The sequence below is a fragment of the Xanthomonas prunicola genome, from assembly GCF_025266575.1.
GTDB lineage: Bacteria > Pseudomonadota > Gammaproteobacteria > Xanthomonadales > Xanthomonadaceae > Xanthomonas > Xanthomonas prunicola.
The window spans coordinates 1821717-1843111 of sequence record NZ_CP096142.1 but is presented as its reverse complement, the minus strand read 5'-3'; the positions used below and the strand labels follow the sequence as shown (position 1 = coordinate 1843111).

The window sequence follows — 21395 nt, the reverse complement described above, 5'->3', positions numbered from 1 at the left end:
GCATCGGCGTTGAGCGTTTCCAGCGAGAAGCTGGAGGCATCTTGCGTCTCGGGCTCTATCGTGAGCTGCCCCCAGCCGCGCTCTGTGGCGTAGTGGCCTGGCGAAGGTCGCTGTGGCGCTGCCGTGGTGTTCGCGGGCGCAGCGGGCGACGTGATGGCGCGAGCGTGCTCGGTCTCGGTGGGGATTGAAGCAGGGGGGAGGACGGCTGCCCGGCGTTGCCGCATCCGCACAAGGCGGCGGTGCATAGCGCCAGGCAAAGGCGGACGGCGTTGTTCGCCGAGGTCAGGCTTCCGCCGGACGGAACACGCACATGTCCCATGGCATCCTCCATTGACGCGAACACGACGAGCCTATTCCCGCGCCAGCGCCTCCGCAAGCGAAGGCAGGGTGCCCGCTCGGCGCGGCGGGCATCATCCGGCCGCCGTTACAGCGCGTAGCCGAACTGCTGCTTGAACTGGTCGTTGAACTCGGCGAAGTCGAAGCGCTGGTTCTGGGTGCCGGGGTGCTCCACCTTCAGCGCGCCCATCAGGTTGCCCATGCGGCCGATGGTCAGCCAGTCGTAGCCGCTCTGGATGCCGTAGATCAGGCCGGCGCGGAAGGCGTCGCCGCAACCGGTCGGGTCGACCACGCGGCGCTCGTGCGCCGGCGGAATGTCGTAGGTCTTTTCCGGGGTATGCACCAGCGCGCCCTTCGGGCCCTGGGTGGTGATGTAGGCCTGCACGCGCGAGACGATGTCCTTCTCGTCCCAGCCGGTACGTTCCTGCAACAGGTTGGACTCGTAGTCGTTGACCACCACGTACTGGGCCTGCTCGATGAACTGGCGCAGTTCCGGGCCGTTGAATAGCGGCATCGCCTGGCCGGGATCGAAGATAAAGGGGATGCCGGCAGCAGCGAACTCTTCCGCGTTCTGGATCATGCCTTCGCGCCCGTCGGGGCCCACCAGGCCCAGGGTCACGCCCGGCACGTCCTTCACGTGATTCTCGTAGCTGCGCATCATCGCGCCCGGGTGGAACGCGGTGATCTGGTTGTTGTCGTGGTCGGTGGTGATGAAGGCCTGCGGGGTGAACAGGTCCTCGATGATCTTCACCCGCGACAGATCGATGCCCAGCGTTTCGAAGTGTTCGCGGTAGGGGCCGAAGTCCTGGCCCACGGTGCCCATCGGAATCGGCGCGCCACCGAGCAGGTGCAGGTTGTAGGCGATGTTGCCGGCGCAGCCGCCGAACTCGCGGCGCATGCGCGGCACCAGGAACGACACATTCAGGATGTGCACCTTGTCCGGCAGGATGTGGTTCTTGAACTGGTCCGGAAACACCATGATGGTGTCGTAGGCGAGGGAACCACAGATCAGTGCGGACATCGAGTCAGGCCTTTGCGTTAGGAAAACCCGCCAATTGCCGGGCATGGCAGCGGGACGACGCGAGCGCCGCGGCGCAAAGGGTAACGGCTGCGACCGATCAGGGCCAGAACCGCATGCCATGTCCGGCGTGACCGGCACATGAAAACAGATGCGCATTCTCCGATTTTTCCTTGCCCGCACCGGGGTGGATTGCTAGGCTAGCGGACTTCGTTTTCTGCCCAAAATTTCGCCAGTCTGGCGGCGGGCACGCGACTTACCCAGGAACAATTCCCTCGATGTTCAAGAAACTGCGCGGCATGTTCTCCAACGACCTGTCCATCGATCTGGGCACGGCCAATACGCTGATCTACGTGCGCGGACAGGGCATCGTGCTGAACGAGCCGTCGGTGGTTGCGGTGCGTCAGGACCGCGCAATCGGCGGCACGCGCTCGGTGGCCGCGGTCGGCGCCGAGGCCAAGCAGATGCTCGGCCGTACCCCCGGCCACATCACCACGATCCGCCCGATGAAGGACGGCGTCATCGCCGACTTCACCTACACCGAGGCGATGCTGAAGCACTTCATCAAGAAGGTGCACAAGTCGCGCTTCCTGCGCCCGAGCCCGCGCGTGCTGGTGTGCGTGCCGGCAGGCTCCACGCAGGTCGAGCGCCGCGCCATCAAGGAATCGGCGGAAGAGGCCGGTGCGCGCGATGTCTATCTGATCGAAGAACCCATGGCCGCGGCGATCGGTGCCGGCATGCCGGTGACCGAGGCGCGCGGTTCGATGGTCATCGACATCGGCGGCGGCACCACCGAAGTGGCGGTCATCTCGCTCAACGGCATCGTCTACTCGCAGTCGGTGCGCGTGGGCGGCGACCGTTTCGACGAGTCGATCACCAATTACGTGCGCCGTAACCACGGCATGCTGATCGGCGAAGCCACCGCCGAGCGCATCAAGCTGCAGATCGGGTGCGCCTATCCGCAGGACGAGGTGCAGGAGATGGAAATCTCCGGCCGTAACCTCGCCGAGGGCGTGCCGAAGATGATCAAGATCAACTCCAACGAAGTGCTGGAAGCGCTGCACGAGCCGTTGTCGGGCATTGTCTCGGCAGTGAAGCTGGCGCTGGAGCAGACCCCGCCGGAACTGTGCGCCGACGTCGCCGAGCGCGGCATCGTGCTCACCGGCGGCGGCGCGCTGCTGCGCGACCTGGATCGCCTGATCTCCGAAGAAACCGGCCTGCACGTGCAGGTGGCCGACGACCCGCTCACCTGCGTGGCCCGCGGCGGCGGCCGTGCACTGGAGCTGGTGGACATGCACGGCAATGAGTTCTTCGCGCCGGAGTGATGGGGACGGGAATCGGGCATCGGGATTGGGGAATCGTAAAAACATTCCCTGCCTGCGGCCCTGTGCGGTTACCACGCGGTCCCGCCGATTTGGGTTTCAGAGCAGCCATCAAAACTACTGCGCAGCCGCCAGGCGGGCGTGGCCGGTGCTCGGACTCCTTATGCACCCCCGTACACTACGGTTCCTGAGCGCCGCCCGCACCCACCTGACGATTGCTCGCTACGTTTTGTTAGCCGCTCCTAGCCTCAGCCGCACCAAGGGCAGCACAGCGCTCTCCGATTCCCCATTCCCGATTCCCCAATCCCGGCCCTGACAGTGCCCTCCTACGCCGGTCCTCCCGTCGCCTCCCGTCCGGGCGAAGTCACCTCCACGCTGCGCTTGCTGGTCTATCTGGTGCTGGCGATCGTCTTGATCGCGCTCGATAGCCGCGGCAGTTGGCTGAGCCAGGTACGCATGCAGGCCAATCTGCTGATCCAGCCGATCTGGGCCGTGGCCGGGCTGCCGGGGCGCATCGGCTCGCAGGTGCGCGACAACGCTGCAACGCATGCGCAGTTAGTGGAAGAAACCCGGGATTTGCGCAATCAACTGCTGGTCGCCAACGCGCGCCTGACCCGGTTGCAGACTGCTGCGCTGGATAATGCGCAGCTGCGCGAATTGCTCAACGTGGCCGAGCGCCGCGGCCTGGATGTGCAGCTGGCGCCGATCCTGAACATCGATCTGGACCCCACCCGGCAACGCCTGCTGCTCGACGCCGGCAGCCGCGACGGCGTGCTGCTGGGCCAGGCGGTGATCGATGCCGGCGGGCTGATGGGGCAGGTGATCGAAGTCACCCCGCTGCATTCCACCGTGCTGTTGCTTACCGACCCCGACCACGCCGTGCCGGTCAGCGTCGCGCGCAACGGCGTGCGGCTGATTGTCTACGGCCGCGGCGACCGCCTGGAATTGCGCGACATTCCACTCAGTGCCGGCGTGCAGGTGGGCGACGAAATCGTCACCTCGGGCCTGGGCGGCCGCTTCCCGGCCGGCTTTCCGGTCGGCAAGGTCTCCGAATTGCACCCGGACGACACCCACGCCTTCCTGGTTGGTGAACTGACCCCCGCCGCCAAGCTCGACCGCGGCCGCGATGTGTTGTTGCTGCGCGCGGGCAAGCCGTTGCGCATTGTGCCGGGAATGGGGAATGGGGAATCGGGAATCGGGAACAGCAGCAGCAACGGCAATGCCGCGCCTGCCGCCAGCACCGCGCCAGCGAACGTGCCGGTGACCGCAACGCCGCGCACACCGGTGGGTGGCGTTTCCAGTGCGGCAACCGATCCGGCACGCCCGACGACAGGTGCGGCATCGGGCGCCACGCCGCGTAGCCAGTCCGCGCCGACACAGGCAACGACTGGCATACAGCCGGCCAGCGCGCCAGCATCCAGCCGCCCGGCCAGCATGCCCACCCGTCCTCCTGCATCGAACGAATCCAGCATCCAGAATCCCGATGCCCGCCCGGCGTCACCGCAGAGCTCACGGGCGTCAGGGAATGCCGCATCGGGAACAGGTAACCGCAGCGCCTCACCGCCGCAGAACACCGCTCCTACCGATTCCCAAATCCCGATTCCCAATTCCCGTCCGGCTCCAACGGAGACGGACCAATGACCCGCATGCGCAACACCTGGATTCTGCCGGCGAGCATCTTCAGTGCGCTGGTACTGGGTCTGCTGCCGTTGCCGATGGTGGTGCAGCCGCTGCGGCCCTACTGGCTGGCGCTGGTGCTGGCGTATTGGGTGATCGAGGAGCCGGATCGGGTCGGACTGGGCCTGGCCTTCGTGGCTGGCGTGCTGGCCGACCTGCTGTATGGCGGGCTGCTCGGCGAGCAGGCGCTGCGGCTGGTGATCATGACCTTCATCCTGCAGCGCTTCCGCGCGCGGATGCGTTTCTTCCCGATGTCGCAGCAGGCGCTGGCCATTGGCGGACTGCTGCTCAACGACCGCATCGTGTCCTCGGCGGTGCATCTGGCGATCGGCGAGCCGACCCTGCCGTGGAGTTACTGGTGGGCGCCACTGCTGGGCATGGCGCTGTGGCCGCCGCTGTTCGTGGTGCTGGATGCGGTGCGGCTGGGCAAGCGGAGCAAGAAGTAAGCCATGCACGGGCGCCGTCATCCGAAGAATCCGCATGCGGAGGCCGAACAGTTCCGCCGCCGCGCGGTGCTGGGCTTTGTGATGGTGGTGATCTGTCTGGTCGGCCTGGGCGGCTGGTATTTCAAGCTGCAGGTGCTCGACCACGAGGTTTACGCCACGCGCTCGGAGGCCAACCGCATCAAGCCCAGGCCGGTCGTGCCCGGGCGCGGCATGATCTACGACCGCACCGGCCGGCTGCTGGCCGAAAACGTGCCGGCCTTCCGCCTGGACGTGACCCCCGACAAGGTCACCGACATGAATGCCATGCTGGACGCGCTGGGCAAGGTGATCCCGATCTCGCCGGAGGATCTGGAGCGCTTCAATCGCGAGCGGCACGCACGGCGCAGCTTCCTGCCGGTGACGCTCAAGCTGCGCATGAGCGATGAAGAGATGGCGCGGTTTGCGGTGGAGCGCTGGCGCTTTCCGGGCGTGGAGCTGGAGCCGTATCTGACCCGGCGTTATCCCTACGGCCCGTTGTTCGCGCACATCATCGGCTACGTGGGGCGTATCGACGAAAAAGACCTGGCAGTGCTGGGCGAGGGCAATGCCGCGCTCACCCATATGGGCAAATCCGGGCTGGAGCGCTATTACGAGCAGGATCTGCGCGGGCAGGTCGGTTACGAGCAGGTCGAAACCAATGTGCAGGGGCGGGCCATCCGCACCGTTGGCCGGGTCGCGCCGCAATCGGGTGCGGACCTGCGCCTGTCGGTAGACGCCGATCTGCAGCGCGCGATGGTGGCCGCGTTCGGCGAACACGAAGGCGCGGCCATTGCGATGGACCCGCGTACTGGCGAGATCCTGGGCATGGTCAGCCTGCCCAGTTACGACCCCAACCTGTTCGTCAACGGCATCTCGCATACCGATTTCAAGATGCTCAACGACAACCCGTCGCGGCCGCAGTTCAACCGGCTGGTGCTGGGTGGTGTGGCGCCGGGCTCCACGCTCAAGCCGTTGATCGCGCTGGCGGGTCTGGACAGCGGCCTGCGCCGACCCGAGGACCGGGTGCTGTCCACCGGCATGTTCTACCTGCCCGGGGTCAGCCGCGGCTGGGGCGATTCGCACCGCGGCGGCCATGGCTGGACCGACCTGCGCAAATCCATCGCCCAATCGGTCAATACCTATTACTACCGCCTGGCGGTGGATATGGGCATCGAGCGCTTCGACCACTACCTGGGCGACTACGGCTTCGGCCAGCCGACCGGGGTGGACCTGCTGGGCGAAATCGGCGGCATCCTGCCATCGCCGGCCTACAAGTACAAAACCCGCAAGGAGCGCTGGTATCCCGGCGACACGGTCAACATTGCCATTGGTCAGGGCGACTGGAAGGTGACGCCGCTGCAACTGGTGCGCGGCGTCTCGGCGATCGCCAGTGGCCTGTTGTTGCGCCCGCATCTGGTGCTGGAAGAACGCACCGGCTTTGATCACCCCTGGGAGCCGATGATCCAGCCGCCGGGCAAGCCCATCAGCACGAATGCGGCGCATCTGCAGGTAGTGCGCGAAGGCATGATGGACACCATGCGGCCCGGCGGCACCGGCTATGCCATTACGCCTGGTGCGCCGTATCAGATGGCCGGCAAGACCGGTACCGCACAGGTGGTCAGCCGCAAGGGCGTGGCGGCGGTGGACCCGCGCAGCTTGCCGTTGCATCTGCGCCACCGCGGCCTGTTCGTCGGCTTCGCGCCGGCCGATAACCCGGTCATCGCAGTCGCGGTCGCGGTGGAGGGTGGCGGCTTCGGCACCAGCTCGGCGGCGCCGATTGCACGCAAGATTTTTGATGCCTGGTTGCTGGGCAAGATGCCCGCGGGCCTGGAGCCGCTGGACAGCGAGCTCGGCATGACCGCAGTGGGCGTCAATCAGTTCGAAGCCGGCGTCACCGATGCGCGCGCAGCCGGCGATGCCGCTGCCGCTACGCTGGATGAGCTGCCGGTGGTCATCGGCCAGACCGCCGTTGCGCTGGACCCCAACAGGCCCGCGCAGCCGGTGGTGCCGGATGTGCCGGACGCAGTGCAGGAGACCGACCATTGAGCGACATCCTGCGCTGGTTGGTGGACATGGCCGCGCGCTTCACGCGCAGCCTGGACTGGCTGCTGTGTCTGGCGCTGGGCGGGCTGATGGCGATCGGTCTGTCGGTGCTCAAGAGCGCCGGCGGCACTGCCAACGGCGAGCACCTGATGCTGGCGCAAGGTATCCGCTTCATCATCGGCGTGGCGGCGATGTGGGGCATTTCACGCATGTCGGTGCTACGCCTGCGTGCCTGGACACCGTGGGTGTATGGCTTGTCGATGCTGCCGCTGCTGGCGGTCTTCGCGCTGGGCACCGGTAAATACGGCCGGCAGTGGCTGGATCTGAAAGTGTTTTACCTGCAGCCAGCCGAACTGCTCAAGATCAGCCTGCCGATGATGGCCGCCTGGTATCTGCATCGCATGCCGCTGCCGCCGCGCATTTCCACCGTGCTGGTGACCTGCGTGATCATCGGCGTGCCCACCGCGCTGATCATGTTGCAGCCGGACTTCGGTACCGGCGTGTTGATCGCGGCCAGCGGCGTGTTCGTGCTGCTGCTCGCCGGCTTGCCGTGGTGGTGGGTGGCGGTTGGGGTGGGCGGTGTGTCTGCGGCTGCGCCGGTGGCGTGGTTCTGGCTGCTGCGGCCGTACCAGAAGGACCGCATCATGATGTTCCTCAACCCCGAGAACGACGCGCTCGGCGCGGGCTGGAACATCATCCAGTCCAAGATCGCGATTGGCTCGGGCGGGTTGAACGGCAAGGGCTGGGGCCTGGGCTCGCAATCGCATCTGAACTTCATTCCCGAACAGACCACCGACTTTGCGTTTTCGGTGCTCAGCGAAGAATTCGGCTGGATCGGCGTAGCCACCGTGCTGACGTTGTATCTCATCGTCATCGGCCGCTGCCTGTGGATCGCCTCGCAGGCGCGCGACACCTATTCGCGCCTGGTTGCCGGCGCCACCGGCCTGGCGTTTTTCGTCTATGTGGTGGTCAACGGCGGCATGATCTCCGGCCTGTTGCCAGTAGTGGGTGTGCCGATGCCGCTGATGAGTTACGGCGGCACCTCGGCGGTGTCGTTGCTGGCCGGCCTTGGCTTGGTCATGGCAGTAAAGTCGCATCGCCCGGTGCACGGTTACTGAGCCGTCCCGAACATCTGCCGCTCAAGCAGCGATGCACGCAGCGACCGAACAAGGCGCTCGAGGATGTCCATGCCATCGCGCCGAGCAAGGCAATCGTACGCGCCAGGACTTCGTCCATTCCCGCATTGTCCAGCAGGCACTTGCGCCAGTGCTGGGATCGCACGGCAGGAACGCCTTCAGCATCGTCCTTTTTGCCGGCAGCGCGGCAGCCCGTGGCAGGAAGGGCTGCCGCGCGTGTCAGTGGGGGAGCGTCGTAGCGTTATTGAGTGATCTGGATGCTGCCGTTAACGTCGATAAAGACCTGAAACCCGTTGCCGACTGTAAAAGTCGGCTGATTCAGGGTTCTCAGCGCAGTGCCGAGTTTGCAGTCGGTCGTGCTGAATCCACCTACTCGAAATGTGGAGCCGACAAGAACCGAGGCAAGGCGTGTGGTTCTGCCATTCGAAGGCACCGGGGTGCAGAACCATCCGCTGTATACGTTGACGTTCTGTACGAAAATTGCTTTCACGCCGGCGTTTTTATTTGTCGCAAAAATGGGAATGGCCTGCTGCGCGCTGGCCGTCGTTGCGACGCCGCCTGCCAATGCGAGCACGGCACAAAATGCGGCTTTTCTGAAATCACGCGCGTTCGAATATATGGTCATTTAAATTTAATTTCCGTTGGGGAAGTGCGGCCTGTTGAAGGCTGCGGGGGATATTGCGAGTGGTGCTTTTAATTGTTGCCTGAGCATCACGTATTTTGTCCATAGCGAAGTTAATGATTAAGACGGAATTGCGGAGAAAGTCACGAAAGCGTCAGGGTCGGATGGTGTTATATATAACGGTAATTTTATCTAATATAATTTGAGTAAAATGAGAGGGTGGGGTATTATTTGCCAATTGAAACTATGCGAATTAAATTCACTGTTGCCCACGAATAAAATGGGCATACACCCGCGGCCTGGGGTGACTGGAATGAAGGCTCAACGATACCCATGCCATCGCGCGTGCAAGGCACACAACAGCGCAATCCTGTGCAGCAGCCAGCGCGGGTGATCGTCGGCCGCTCGCTACCGAACAGTTGCAGCGCATCGCCATGGCTCCTTCAGTCGGCATCGATGGCGATGGCGATGGCAGTCGGCTTTCAGACGGAGGACCATCAGTCCCCCTGAGGGCTCTGGATCCAGCGTCCTTGCCGTCGCGTCGCCGTCTGGAGTTATGCGGGAGCCTGTAAAGACTTGCTCTGGGGGCAAAACGGTTCGGTGCCACGGTGGCCGATTCGCAACTGTTGCAGCCAGATGCGCCGGCCGCTTGTAGAGTGCGCATGCTGGCGCGAGTGCGTCGATCGTGACGTGCAAGCGATAGGTTCCTTAGCATTCGAGTGATCTTCCTGATGAACCTGCTCGCCACCGCCATCGGCGGTGCCTGTTTGACGCTGGCCGGCCATGCCGCCGCCATCGATTTCGCCACCGGCGATTCCCGTCCGCTGTCCGAGCCGGTCGTTCCCGCCACCTGCAAGCTGCTGCGTGCCGGCCGGACCGCCAGCGATCGGCAATTCGATCCGACATTGGAAAGCGCGCCGCCCGATACCCAGGCCATCCAGGCCGCGCTGAACGGCTGCATCGGCAAGCACGGCAGTGTGCTGTTGACCGCCGGTAGCGGCGATGCCTTTCTGACTGGTCCGTTGTCGATCCCCGCTGGCGTGACGCTGGTCGTCGATCAAGGCGTCACCGTGTACGGCTCGCGCAACCCCGCCGACTACGGCAGCGGTTGCGGCACGGCAGGCGCCAGGAGCGGCAGCTGTCTGCCGTTGATCGCCATCAAGGGCGCCGGGTCGGGGCTGATGGGGATACGCCGCAATGGCAGCCAGGGCACCATCGATGGCCGCGGCGACCTGCCCATGCTGGGCAAGACCACCACTTGGTGGGAGTTCGGGGAGGCGGCCAAGAACGCCGGCCAGGTGCAGAACAGCCCGGACCTGATCAAGGTGCAGAATTCCACGGCGTTTACGCTGTACGACATCAACTTGATCAACGCGGCGTACTTCCATTTCTTCGCGCATATCGTCGACGACCTGACCATTTGGGGCGTGCGCGTGAAATCGCCGGCCACCAGCCCCAACACCGATGGGCTGGACCTGGACAGCGTGACCAACGCCAGTCTGGTCGACAACGATGTGATGGGCGGAGACGATTGCGTGGCGATCAAGACCATCGCCTCCACGTCCGGCAACATCACCGTGCGCGACAACCGTTGCTACGGCACCCACGGCATCTCGATCGGCAGCGAAGTGATGTTCGGGGTCAACAATGTGCTGGTCGACAACAACGTCATCACCGCCACCGACGATGCCGGCAACCACAGTACCGACAACAACGGGTTGCGCATCAAGACCAGTATCGTCAAGGGCGGCCCGGTCAGCCTGATCACCTACCGCAACACCTGCCTGTTCGGCGTGACCAGCCCGCTGGTGATCAACCCGTTCTATGCGTCCGGTACCGGCGGAACCAAGCCCAGCTTCAAGGAGATCGTCGTCAACGGTTTGCGCACCACCGCCGATGCCGGGCTCAAGGGCAAGGGTTGGATCCTGAAGGGCTACGATGCGCAGACGCCGTTGGACCTGGTGCTGGCCAATCTTGCGACAGGCAACAAGTCCGTCAGTGCCAGCGACGCACAGATCGGGCTGGTCAACAGTGATCTGACGCCGACCGGTACCGGTGTCACTACCGGCCCGGTGCAAGTGAGTGGTGCCATCCCGGCCTGCTCGACGGCACCGCATTTCCCGGCACTGTGACCGATCCGGCGCAGCCGGTCCTCGCGCTGCGCCCGATCTTCTGTTCTCCCCCGCGACGCTGCAGCACCGAGAGGTGCTGCAGTGTCTGGCGCCTTGGCATCGATCGGTCCAACCGACGGGTTGAGCCATCGAGCCGTCCTGAGGCATCGGCGCCGTGGGGCGCGCTTGCAGACTGCGATCCCATGCCGGCGGCGATTGCCGCCGCCCCGCCCGCCAGACGTGTCCCGCTACGCTTGATCCCCCGCGACACCCCGGCCCCTTTCCGCCGGTCCCGCCCATGCGCGCCCGGGGTTTTCGTACCGCATCTGCCGGAAGAAGTGACCCCTTCGCATCCAGCGATGCTGCGGCACGTCTTGACTTCGGCTAAAGCTCTTTCGTTTCATGGTCTTATTGCCAGAAGTTCATCCGATGTCTGTTACCCTCGGCCGATGATTCGACGCACACTGACCTGTCTGCTCACCCTCGGCCTTGTCGCCTGCGCGACTCAGCCCAGCCCTCCGTCCCCGCCGCCGGCTGCCAGCGCACCGCCGGCCAAGCCGCCGGTGGCTCCGGTCGCGCCTGCAAGCGCCGCCGCCGAAGCCCCCGCGCTGCCGCCGGTCGATCTGACCCCGGTGCCCTTCGAGATCGCCCGCGCCAACTTCGTACGCGACACTGCGGCCAAGTACGGCATCGATGCCGCGCAGATCGACGCGGTGCTGGCGCAGGCGCAGTTCAAGGACGCGATCGTCACTGCGATGTCGCGCCCGGCCGAACGGGTCAAGCCGTGGAACGAATACCGGCCGATGTTCATCACCCAGGCGCGCATAGACGGCGGCCGCAAGTTTCTCGCCGAACACCGCGCCGAGCTGAGCAAGGCCGAAGCTGCCACCGGTGTGCCGGCACAGGTGATCGTCGCCATCATCGGGGTGGAAACCAGCTATGGCACCAACGCTGGCAAATACCGCGTGCTGGATGCGCTGTACACGCTCGCATTCCGCTATCCGCGCAGTGGCGACCCCGCCAAGCTCGAACGTGAAGTGCGCCGCGAACTGTTTTTCCGCGATGAACTGGGCCAGTTGTTCGCGCTTGGCAAGGAAGAACGACTTGACGTCACCAGCCTGATCGGCAGCTACGCCGGCGCGATGGGCATGGGGCAATTCATGCCGTCCAGCTATCGCCAGTTCGGCGTCGACGGCGATGCCGACGGCAAGCGCAATCTGTTCACCGACTACAATGACGTATTCGCCTCGATCGCCAATTACTTCGTCAAGAAGGGCGGCTGGGTGCGCGACGGACAGGTCGCGGTACCGGCCACGCTGGCCGCCGGCCACGACGAATTCAATCCCACCGACTGGTCTCCGGTCTACACGCTGGCCGACTTGTCGGCGCGCGGGTATCACCCGAGCGCACCGGTGGTAGTGGGCAGTACCGCCACCCCGATCAGCCTGGACGACGCCAACGGCAAGCAGTACTGGCTGGGCTTCCAGAACTTCTACGCGATCACCCGTTACAACATTTCCAAGATGTACGCGATGGCCGTGTTCCAGCTGTCCGAGGCCATCGCCGGCAAGGAGTTACCCCCGGCATGAACAGCATTGCAGGCCCCAAGTGGCTGATTCCGATGGCACTGATGCTCGGCCTGGCGGCCTGCAGCAGCGCACCGAAGAAAACCGCCGGTAGCAGCGGCAGCGGCGCGATCAAGGGCGTCAAGGTCGAAGGCAAGGGGCCGGCGTATGTCGCCACCGGCTGCCCGTCCACCTCGCCATACGCGCCTGCCAAAGAAGACCCGTCCACGCGCGGCGATTACACCGCTGGCGGTTTGTACAAGCCCGGTGTGAAAGACACCACGCCCGATCATGTGCCCAATGTGGCCTGCATACCCGAACCGCTGGTCACCAACGAGCCGCGCTCGGCGGTGGGCAATCGCTCGCCGTACGAAGTGCTGGGCAAGCGCTATGTGGTGATGGACAACCCCGGCGACTATGTCGAACGCGGCACTGCCTCGTACTACGGCAATAAGTTCCATGGTCGGCTGACCTCCAACAAGGAGGTCTACGACATGTACGCCTTCACTGCCGCGCACAAGACCTTGCCGCTGCCCAGCTTTGCGCTGGTCACCAATACCGACACCGGCCAGTCGGTGGTGGTGCGCGTCAACGACCGTGGCCCGTTCCACGACGGTCGCGTGATCGATCTGAGCTACGCTGCGGCGGTGAAGCTGGGTATCACCGGCAAGGGCACCGGCAATGTCGAAGTGCGTGGCTTGACCGAAGCGGACAACGGCAATCTGCTCGCCAAGCGCCGTAGTGGCCAGGTACCGGTGAATACCGCCGTTGCCACCGCACAGCCGGCCGCCAGCGCCAGTCAGATCGATGGCCTGGTGCAGCGTCTGCCCACCCGTACCGTGCCGCCGCGTGCCGTCGCGGCAGGTGCCGGTGCCACGGCTGCCACTTCCGCCGCTGCATCCACTGCCAGCACGGCGGTCATTCCGGCCGGCGAGCGTTGGCGCTACCGCGTCGCCGATTCGCGCCAGCCTGGCAATGCCGACAACTTCGATGCCTGGATGAAGGCACAGGGCGTGCGTGTGGCCACCGGCAAGCCGACCGCTGCGGTCCCGCGCCCGACTTCGTCGGCGCCTGCTGTCGCGGCGACGCCGGTCGCGGTTGCGGCGGTCAAGCCGTCTGAGACCACTGCTTCGCGTCCGCTCAAGGCCGAGCCAGCGCCCGCCAAGGCCCCCAGCGTGGCCGAAGCCGCACTCGGCGATATCCTGCTGCAGGTCGCCAGTTTCGCCAGCCGCGAAAACGCCAATCGCGCACTGTCGCAATTGGCCTCGGCGGGGATTGCCGGTGCCAGCGTCAGCGACATCGTCAGCGGCGGGCGCACCTTGTGGCGGCTACGCGTGAATGCACGCGACCACGCCAACGCATCGGAGATCGCCCAGCGCATCGCTGGCCTCGGTTTCGGCCGCCCACAGATCGTGGCCAACTAGCTGCGGGCGAGTCGGTGACCGCGTTAGCTGATCAAGCACGCGCATCAGTCGCTCGCGCTGGCTGCGTCGGCTGTACCGGAACGGCTAAGGCGATCCCGATGGGGTGGCGGCCATTGCATAGATGCAACGCCGGTGCGGCCCAGGCCGGAATTGCCACGCCTCGCGCACGTCGTTACCCATCGCGCTGTCTGCATCCAGCGACCCACTGAGCGCCACAGTCGCCTGGTCCAATCCGCTGTCGGCGACGCCCATGCGGTGCGTGGCACCTCCGACAGCTTGATCAGGCGCCCCAAGCAGGCCGCCATCGCTGAACTGCGCAAGCGCATGCAACCTGCGGCGCGTCGCCCTGATCGCCGTGGCGCTTTACAATTTCGCATTGCCCAGCTTTCGGGTTCGTCAGGAGTCGTTCTTCAATGAAATTCCGCTTCGCCGCCGCTGCCGTGGCCACGTTCGCCTTCGGCTTGGTCTGCGCCCAGACACCTGCGCCGCAGCCGACTCCCGCCGTGGCTGCCGCCCCGGCCGCCTTGCCGGTGCCACCGGCGCCCGCACCGGCCGTGTCCAAGTCCTGGATCCTGATGGACTACGCTACCGGGCAGGTACTGGCCGGTGAAAACATCCACCAGCAACTGGCGCCCGCCAGCATCACCAAGGTGATGACGTCTTATGTGGTTGCCGCCGAGATCAAGAACGGCAAGGTCAAGCGCGACGACCAGGTCATGATGAGCGAGCGCGCCTGGCGCGAGGGCGGCGCCGGTACCGATGGCAGCTACAGCGGCTTCCCGGTCAACCAGACTGCGCGTCTGGAAGACATGGAAAAGGGCATGGCGATCCAGTCCGGCAACGACGCCGCCATCGCGCTGGCTGAGCATGTGGCCGGTAGCGAAGAAGCCTTCGCCTCGCTGATGAACAGCTACGCCGCCAAGATCGGCATGAAGAACTCGTACTTCGTCAACGCGCACGGGTTGAGTGCCGAGGGCCATCACTCCACCGCCTATGATCTGGCCATGCTGGGCCGCGCGATGGTGCGCGATTACCCGGAAACCTACGCCTACAACAAGATCAAGGAATTCCAGGTCGGCTCGATCAAGCAGAGCAACCGCAACCGGCTGCTGTGGCGCGACCCGGCGGTGGACGGCATCAAGACCGGCCACACCTCCGAGGCCGGCTACTGCCTGCTGAGCTCGGCCAAGCGCGGCGACCAGCGCCTGATCGCCGTGGTCATGGGCGACAGCTCCGAAGAACAGCGCGCCACCGATAGCCTGGCTCTGCTCAACTGGGGTTTCCGTTTCTTCGAAACCCACAGCCTGTATGCGCCCGGTAAGGTCGTCACCAAGCAGAAGGTGTGGAAGGGCCAGCAGGACGAAGTGCAGCTCGGCGTGGCACAGCCGCTGCTGGTGAGCCTGCAGCGCGGCCGTTACAACGACCTCAAGCCCAGCATGGAAGTGCCGAAGAATCTGCAGGCACCGATCAAGCAGGGCCAGCAAGTCGGCACCGTGAAGGTCAGCCTGGACGGCAAGGTCATCGCCCAGGCCCCCCTGGTCGCCATCAACGCGGTCGAAGAGGGCGGCTTCTTCAAGCGCCTCTGGGACGCGTTCTGGATGTGGTGGGAATCGGAGTAAGAAAAATGCCGGCGAAAGCCGGCATTTTTTTGAATCGAGAATGGGGAATTGGGAATCGGTAAATGCAGGAGCACAGCGTTTGCTCTTGCGATTCCCGATTCCCCACTCCCGATTCCCAGCCCTCAAAGCATCCGACTGATCGTGAAACTGCCATACACCGGCGTCTCGCGTTGGGTGTCGAATTCGCGGGTGCGGTGGTAGCGGGCGAGGGCGAATTTCCAGCGGCCGTACATCACCGCCAAGCCGTAGCCCACCTCGCCGACGAACGGGCGCTTGTCCACGCTGTGGCTATTACGGAACGTATTGCCGTCCAGCGTGATATCGCGGATCACCCAGCGTGCATCGGTGGTCACGAACAGGTGGCCCGACCAGCCGCTGGCGCGTCCCAGTCTGCTGGGAGCCGTGTTTTCGCCCGCCGGGCGGGTGGGCGTGCTGCCGAAGTCGTCCGGCAGCTTCCAGCCGAAGCGGGCTTCGCCACCGGCATTGAGATGCGTGGCCATGTTGCCGACCGCGCCACCCCAATGCGAAATGAAATCCCAGCCGAACCCCTCGGCATTGCCGCTCGCATCTGCTGGCCAGCGGCGCATGCGCTCGTGCACCAGGTTAATGAGCGGCTCGTTGTGCAGCTGATTGTCCCAGCCCTGAAATTTTTCGTCCCCAAGCGCATCGTGGATCGCATCCTGCGCCTCTTTCGCCAATGCCCACGGGCCGACGACGCCGATTTGCAGCTGCGTGGTGCGCAGGTGCGCATCGTTGCGCGCGTTGTAGCCGAAGCTGGCCAGCAGGATGCCCGCGTACGGGCGGTCATCCGGGATGACATCGCGACGGGTGTAGTCTGTCGGGGTGAAGATCGCCTGGCCGATCGAGAACACCATGTTCTGCTGGTCGAACTCGCCTGGATGCAGCCGCTCCAGATAGCTGTTGACCCACCGTGCGGTGCGCGGCAGGCAGGGGTCGTCGGTGTAATCGACCAGATTGGGCGACACCAACGTCAGCACCGCGCCGTTGGAATAGCCCTGGTCCTGATCTTCGCCACCGAACAAGTCGTTATCGACCCGGAAATTCACCGCAGGCGGCGTACGCCCAAGCCGGCTGGAATCGCACTGATCCGCCGCCAGGGCCGACGGTGACAGCCAGGAAAGAGAGAGCAGCAAGGCAGCTGACAACGGGCGCAGTTGAAGCATGGAGGGCCTGGGGAGGATGGCTGGATTTGGAAAGGTGCCTGCGTCTTCTGCTGCGCCATGTGAAGTGCGTAGCTGCGACTGCAATCTCTTCTGCTTCAGCTCGTTACTGCGTCGCCATCGGCATATAACTGTGTTCGATCCAGGAGCGTTGCATCACATGGTGGGAGGTCGCTGACGCTTGCATGGTGACGGTGCGGACGAGCTAGGCGGACTGATCGGTTGCAAAGGCTTGGGTTTGCCCATCTCCGGCCCGATAATGGGCGGATGGACATCAGTACCGACAACCCCGATCACGGCTTTCAGTTTCCAGGCACCTTCGAGCTCAGCGCCATGGGCGCGGCCGAGCGCGGGCTGGAGACGGAACTTCCGCGTCTGCTCGCCGCCACCGGCGTGGAGCTGTTGCAGGAAAGCATCAGCTGGAAGCATTCGTCCAGCGGCAAATATGTCTCGGTCAAGATCGGCTTTCGCGCCGACAGCCGCGAGCAATTCGACGCCGCGCACCAGGCGCTGCGCGACCATCCGGAAGTGAAGTGGACGCTGTAGCGGCCGAGCCCGTGAGCAGCTCTGCTGTCGGCCTGCCTGCGCAGTTGCGCGACCTCGGTCAGCAGGATTACGCCCCGGTGTGGCGTGCAATGCAGCGTTTCACCGATGCACGTGATGAGCGTACCGCGGACGAAGTCTGGGTCGTGGAGCATGCGCCGGTGTTTACGCTGGGCCAGGCCGGCAAACCCGAGCATGTGCTGGCACCGGGTGACATTCCGGTGTTGCAGGTCGATCGTGGCGGCCAAGTGACGTATCACGGCCCCGGCCAATTGGTGGTGTACCCGCTGCTGGATCTGCGTCGGCTCAAGATCGGTGTGCGCGATTACGTGTGCAAGATCGAGCAGGCGCTGATCGACACGCTGGACGAGTGGAACATCGTGGCCGAGCGCCGCGACGGCGCCCCCGGCGTTTATGTGGGTGGAGCCAAGATTGCTGCGCTTGGCATTCGGGTGCGGCGTGGCTGCACCTTCCACGGGTTGTCGTTCAACGTAGACATGGATCTGGAGCCGTTCCATCGCATCAACCCCTGTGGCTATCAGGGCCTGCAGGTGACCTCGGTGCTAGACTTGGGCGGCCCCTCCGGGATGGACGCCGTCAAGGCGGTGCTGCTCGATCAGCTGGCGTGCCAGTTCGGCCTCGTGCTGCAGCCCACTTCCGCATTGCCCGACCTTTCGCTTCCGGCCTGAGCGCCCCGTATCGTCATGACCCAGCCTATCGCCCGTTCCATTCCCTTGCAGGTCGTCTCCGGCGACACCGCCGCGCCTGCGCCGCTGCAGACCGGCGTCAAGCAGATCGGTGGCGACAAGATCAACCGCTCGCCGGTGCAGTTCGTCGATGCGCCGGTGCTGCGCAAGCCGTCGTGGATCCGCGTGCGGATTCCGTCCGGCAACGCGGTGCAGAACCTCAAGGCCAAGCTGCGCGAAAACCGCCTGGTCACGGTCTGCGAAGAGGCGAGCTGCCCGAATATCCACGAGTGCTTCAGCCACGGCACCGCGACCTTCATGATTTTGGGCGAGGTGTGCACGCGGCGTTGCTCGTTCTGCGACGTGGCGCATGGCCGGCCCAAGCCGCCTGACGCGAGCGAGCCGGCCAGCCTGGCCACGACCGTGGCCGATATGGGCCTGAAGTACGTGGTGGTGACCAGTGTGGACCGCGATGATCTGCGCGACGGCGGTGCGCAGCATTTCGTCGACTGCATTTCGGCGATCCGGGTCAGTTCGCCCAATACCCGCATCGAAATCCTGACCCCGGATTTTCGCGGCAAGGGCCGCATGGACCGCGCGCTGGAAATTCTGGCGCTGAGCCCGCCGGATGTGTTCAACCACAACATCGAAACCGTGCCGGATCTGTATCCGAACGTGCGCCCCGGTGCGGATTACCAGTGGTCGCTGACGCTGCTGCAGCGCTTCAAGGCGCAGCATCCTTCCATTGCCACCAAGTCCGGCATCATGCTCGGCCTGGGCGAAACGATGGAACAGGTGCAGGCCACGCTGCGCGATCTGCGCGCGCACGATGTGGACATGATCACCATTGGCCAGTATCTGCAGCCGACGTCGCACCATCACCCGGTGATGCGCTACTGGACGCCGGAGGAATACAAGGCGCTGGAAGACTACGGCAACGCACTGGGCTTCAGTCATGTCGCCTCCGGTCCGATGGTACGTTCGTCGTACCACGCCGACCGGCAGGCCGCTGGCGCGGGTGTCGCTGCCTGAGTGCGCGACAGGCGGTCGGATGACCGCCCCGGCGAGTGTGCGATCGGTATTTTGATCAGCCCCGCTTTGCGGCTTTGCTCGTCGGCACACTGGCGCAGCAGGTCCCGCGTGCTGTCGGTAGGCGAGTCGTCGCCCCGTGACGTGTCGGCGGCCGGTCACAGCGCAATTCCGGTTAAGCACCCATTGCAGCCCTGCGCACTGCGCGTGGCGGAATCGTCGCTCGCCCATGCGGCATGCCGCTGCAGGGTACGGTCTCGTTCACAATCCGCTACAGGCCCGGCGCTAGGCTGATTCAGCCAGTGGATGACAACGCCAGCAACTTTCGGCACTGTCATGCTGTCTGATCCGATCACCGCCTTCCTTTCATCGGCCCTGTGCCGAGAGCCATTCGATGACCTACAACGTTTCTGCGTCCATGAAGGCCGGCCTGCTGGCGCTGGTGTTGACCACTCCGATGGCATTGCTCGCGCGCGCCGATACCGCGCTGCCTGCCGCCGCCACGCCCGACCAGGCGACGGCCACCAAGCTCGTCTACGGCCTGCTCTCCGATAGCCGCTATGCCTACCGGCCGCGCGCGCTGGACGAGGCGATGTCCAAGGACGTGTTCAAGCGCTATCTGGAAACGCTGGACGGCGGCAAACAGTTCTTCACCCAGGCCGATATCGACAGCTTCGCCCCGCTGCAGGCCGGCGTCGGCGATGCGCTGCGCGGTGGCAATCTGGAGCCGGCCTTCCAGGTGTTCTCGGTCTACAAGAAGCGTGTCGATCAACGCGTCAAATACGCGCGCGACTTGCTCAAGCAGGATTTCGATTTCAGCGGTAACGACAAGTTCGAGTACGACCGCAAGGACGTACCGTGGGCGGCGGATGACAAGCAGCTGGACGTGCTGTGGCGCCAGTCGGTAATGAACGATTGGCTGCGCCTGAAGCTGGCCGGCAAGAAGCCCGAGGACATCCGCAAGACGCTGGATAAGCGCTACGTGGCGCTGGCCGATTCGGTCAAGCAGCTCAAGGGCGAAGACGTGTTCCAGTTCTTCGTCAATGCCTATACCAATGCTGTCGACCCGCACACCGACTACTTCACCCCGCGTACTGCCGAGACGTTCAACCAGCAGATGTCGCTGTCGCTGGAAGGCATCGGCGCGCAGCTGCAGAAGCAGGACGACATGGTGGTGATCCGCGAGGTGATCCCGGGCGGCCCGGCGGCGGTGGATGGCACGCTCAAGCCGGGCGATCGTATCGTCGGTGTGGGTCAGGCCAAGAATGGTGCGATCGAAGATGTGATCGGCTGGCGTATCGATGACGTCGTGGCCAAGATCCGTGGCAGCAAGGACACCCAGGTGCGCCTGGAGTACATCCCGGCCGAGTCGGGCATCGACGGCAAGCACCGCACCGTGACCCTGACCCGCCAGAAGGTGCGTCTGGCCGAACAGGCTGCCAAGGGCGAAACCATTACCTTGCCGGCCACGGGCACCGAGCCGCAGCGCCGTATCGGCATCATCAAGCTGCCGGGCTTCTACCAGGATTTCGAAGGCCGTCGTCGCAATGCAACCGACTACGCCTCGGCGACCCGCGACGTCGCCAAGCTGCTGGCCGGCTTTAAGACCGACAAGGTCGACGGCGTGGTGCTGGACTTGCGCAACAACGGCGGCGGCTCGCTCGATGAGGCGATCGAACTCACCGGCTTGTTCATCGAGCAGGGTCCGGTGGTGCAGGTGCGCGAATCCGGCGGCCGCGTCACCGTCAATGGCGACAGCGACCCCAAGGTTGCCTGGGACGGCCCGCTGGGCGTGTTGATCAACCGCGGCTCGGCATCAGCATCGGAAATTTTTGCCGGTGCGATCCAGGATTACGGTCGTGGCCTGGTGATCGGCGAAACCAGCTTCGGCAAGGGCACCGTGCAGAACATCGTCGACCTGGATCGCTGGCCGGCTGCCGAGGGGCAGCGCTATGGCCAGGTCAAGCTGACCATCGCGCAGTTCTTCCGCGTCAGCGGCTCCAGCACCCAGCACAAGGGCGTTGTGCCGGACATCGCGTTCCCGGCCAGCGTGGATGCCACCGAGTTCGGCGAGAGCACCTACGACAATGCATTGCCGTGGACGCGCATCGCCGCTGCGCCGCACACCCAGTACGGCAACTTTGCGCCGCTGCTGCCCAGGTTGCAGGCCCTGCACATTGCACGCATCGCGACCGACAAGGAATTCCAGTGGTGGGAAGAGGACGTCAAGCAGTTCCGAGATGAAAAGGCCAAGAAGTACATCTCGTTGAACGAAGCCGAGCGCGTTGCCGAGCGCCAAAAGCAGGATCAGCAGCGCAAGGATCGCCAGCAGATTCGCAAGCAACTCGGGTTGCCGCTGGATCCGCTTGCCGAAGACAGCGACGACGGCCTGACCGGTAACGAGCGCGACATCGTCAAGGACACCGCACGCGAGAAGGCTGCCGAAAAGCGTCCGGATCCGTTGCTGCATGAATCGGCCGCGATCCTGGCCGACGCGCTTGGCTTGCTGTCGCAGGACAAGCCGTTGTCGGCCCAGGTGCTGCCGAAGTCGACCGCGCCGGGACGTTGGGCGGACTGATCGTTTCGCCGAGCAGTTGGCGACAAGATCAGCTTGAAGTA

At 64.6% G+C, this 21395-nt stretch carries 16 protein-coding genes and 1 other RNA gene; 14 read left to right on the top strand and 3 right to left on the bottom strand.

Annotated features, from left to right (window positions below; all coding sequences use genetic code 11):
* Positions 1-424: 424 nt before the first annotated feature.
* A complete protein-coding gene (locus tag M0D43_RS07905; protein WP_252164209.1) occupies positions 425-1357 on the bottom strand; it encodes a carbohydrate kinase family protein in 933 nt (310 codons plus the stop codon).
* Between the two features lie 275 nt (positions 1358-1632).
* Here M0D43_RS07905 and M0D43_RS07900 point away from each other — a divergent pair, with 275 nt between their 5' ends.
* The 6 genes from M0D43_RS07900 to rodA all read left to right on the top strand — a co-directional run bounded on the left by M0D43_RS07900 (position 1633) and on the right by rodA (position 7978).
* Entirely contained in the window at positions 1633-2679 is a 1047-nt protein-coding gene (locus M0D43_RS07900) for a rod shape-determining protein (protein ID WP_003482734.1), read from the top strand.
* Positions 2680-2839: 160 nt separating this feature from the next.
* Positions 2840-2914: non-coding RNA, sX9 sRNA (locus tag M0D43_RS07895), on the top strand.
* 80 nt (positions 2915-2994) lie between these two features.
* Complete coding sequence (mreC, locus tag M0D43_RS07890) at positions 2995-4317, top strand: rod shape-determining protein MreC (protein WP_252164208.1); 1323 nt, start codon at positions 2995-2997, stop codon at positions 4315-4317.
* A complete protein-coding gene (gene mreD, locus M0D43_RS07885; protein WP_252164207.1) occupies positions 4314-4799 on the top strand; it encodes a rod shape-determining protein MreD in 486 nt (161 codons plus the stop codon). Before mreC ends, mreD begins: the two co-directional genes overlap by 4 nt.
* Before the next feature lie 3 nt (positions 4800-4802).
* Positions 4803-6863: a penicillin-binding protein 2 gene (gene mrdA, locus M0D43_RS07880; protein WP_252164206.1), complete on the top strand. Its 2061-nt coding sequence runs from the start codon at positions 4803-4805 to the stop codon at positions 6861-6863.
* Entirely contained in the window at positions 6860-7978 is a 1119-nt protein-coding gene (gene rodA / locus M0D43_RS07875) for a rod shape-determining protein RodA (RefSeq protein WP_252164205.1), read from the top strand. Before mrdA ends, rodA begins: the two co-directional genes overlap by 4 nt.
* Before the next feature lie 259 nt (positions 7979-8237).
* Here the strand turns inward: rodA and M0D43_RS07870 are convergent, their stop codons facing one another.
* Positions 8238-8621 (bottom strand): hypothetical protein, encoded by a 384-nt coding sequence (locus tag M0D43_RS07870; protein WP_252164204.1) that lies wholly within the window; start codon positions 8619-8621, stop codon positions 8238-8240.
* A 728-nt stretch (positions 8622-9349) separates the two neighbouring features.
* Between M0D43_RS07870 and M0D43_RS07865 the strand changes: the two genes are divergently transcribed.
* The 4 genes from M0D43_RS07865 (at position 9350) to M0D43_RS07850 (ending at position 15337) form a co-directional block, all read left to right on the top strand.
* Entirely contained in the window at positions 9350-10750 is a 1401-nt protein-coding gene (locus M0D43_RS07865) for a glycoside hydrolase family 28 protein (protein WP_252164203.1), read from the top strand.
* 428 nt (positions 10751-11178) lie between these two features.
* Positions 11179-12318 (top strand): lytic murein transglycosylase B, encoded by a 1140-nt coding sequence (gene mltB, locus M0D43_RS07860; protein WP_252164202.1) that lies wholly within the window; start codon positions 11179-11181, stop codon positions 12316-12318.
* Positions 12315-13718: a septal ring lytic transglycosylase RlpA family protein gene (locus M0D43_RS07855; protein ID WP_252164201.1), complete on the top strand. Its 1404-nt coding sequence runs from the start codon at positions 12315-12317 to the stop codon at positions 13716-13718. The genes mltB and M0D43_RS07855 overlap by 4 nt, the downstream gene beginning before the upstream one ends.
* Positions 13719-14131: 413 nt before the next feature.
* The gene (locus M0D43_RS07850) at positions 14132-15337 is read left to right on the top strand and encodes a D-alanyl-D-alanine carboxypeptidase family protein (RefSeq protein WP_252164200.1); all 1206 of its coding nucleotides are present in this window, start codon (positions 14132-14134) and stop codon (positions 15335-15337) included.
* 122 nt (positions 15338-15459) lie between these two features.
* Here the strand turns inward: M0D43_RS07850 and M0D43_RS07845 are convergent, their stop codons facing one another.
* Positions 15460-16521 (bottom strand): lipid A deacylase LpxR family protein, encoded by a 1062-nt coding sequence (locus M0D43_RS07845; RefSeq protein ID WP_252164199.1) that lies wholly within the window; start codon positions 16519-16521, stop codon positions 15460-15462.
* 264 nt (positions 16522-16785) lie between these two features.
* On the opposite strand from M0D43_RS07845, the gene M0D43_RS07840 reads away from it, so the two are divergent.
* The 4 genes from M0D43_RS07840 to M0D43_RS07825 all read left to right on the top strand — a co-directional run bounded on the left by M0D43_RS07840 (position 16786) and on the right by M0D43_RS07825 (position 21354).
* Positions 16786-17064 (top strand): YbeD family protein, encoded by a 279-nt coding sequence (locus M0D43_RS07840; RefSeq protein WP_101362763.1) that lies wholly within the window; start codon positions 16786-16788, stop codon positions 17062-17064.
* Positions 17052-17750, top strand: a complete 699-nt coding sequence (gene lipB / locus M0D43_RS07835; protein WP_252164198.1) for a lipoyl(octanoyl) transferase LipB — start codon at positions 17052-17054, stop codon at positions 17748-17750. The genes M0D43_RS07840 and lipB overlap by 13 nt, the downstream gene beginning before the upstream one ends.
* 15 nt (positions 17751-17765) lie before the next feature.
* A complete protein-coding gene (gene lipA / locus M0D43_RS07830; RefSeq protein ID WP_252164197.1) occupies positions 17766-18779 on the top strand; it encodes a lipoyl synthase in 1014 nt (337 codons plus the stop codon).
* 415 nt (positions 18780-19194) lie between these two features.
* Positions 19195-21354 carry a carboxy terminal-processing peptidase gene (locus tag M0D43_RS07825; protein ID WP_252164986.1) on the top strand — a complete coding sequence of 720 codons (2160 nt, stop codon included), beginning with the start codon at positions 19195-19197 and terminating at the stop codon, positions 21352-21354.
* Positions 21355-21395 lie beyond the last annotated feature (41 nt).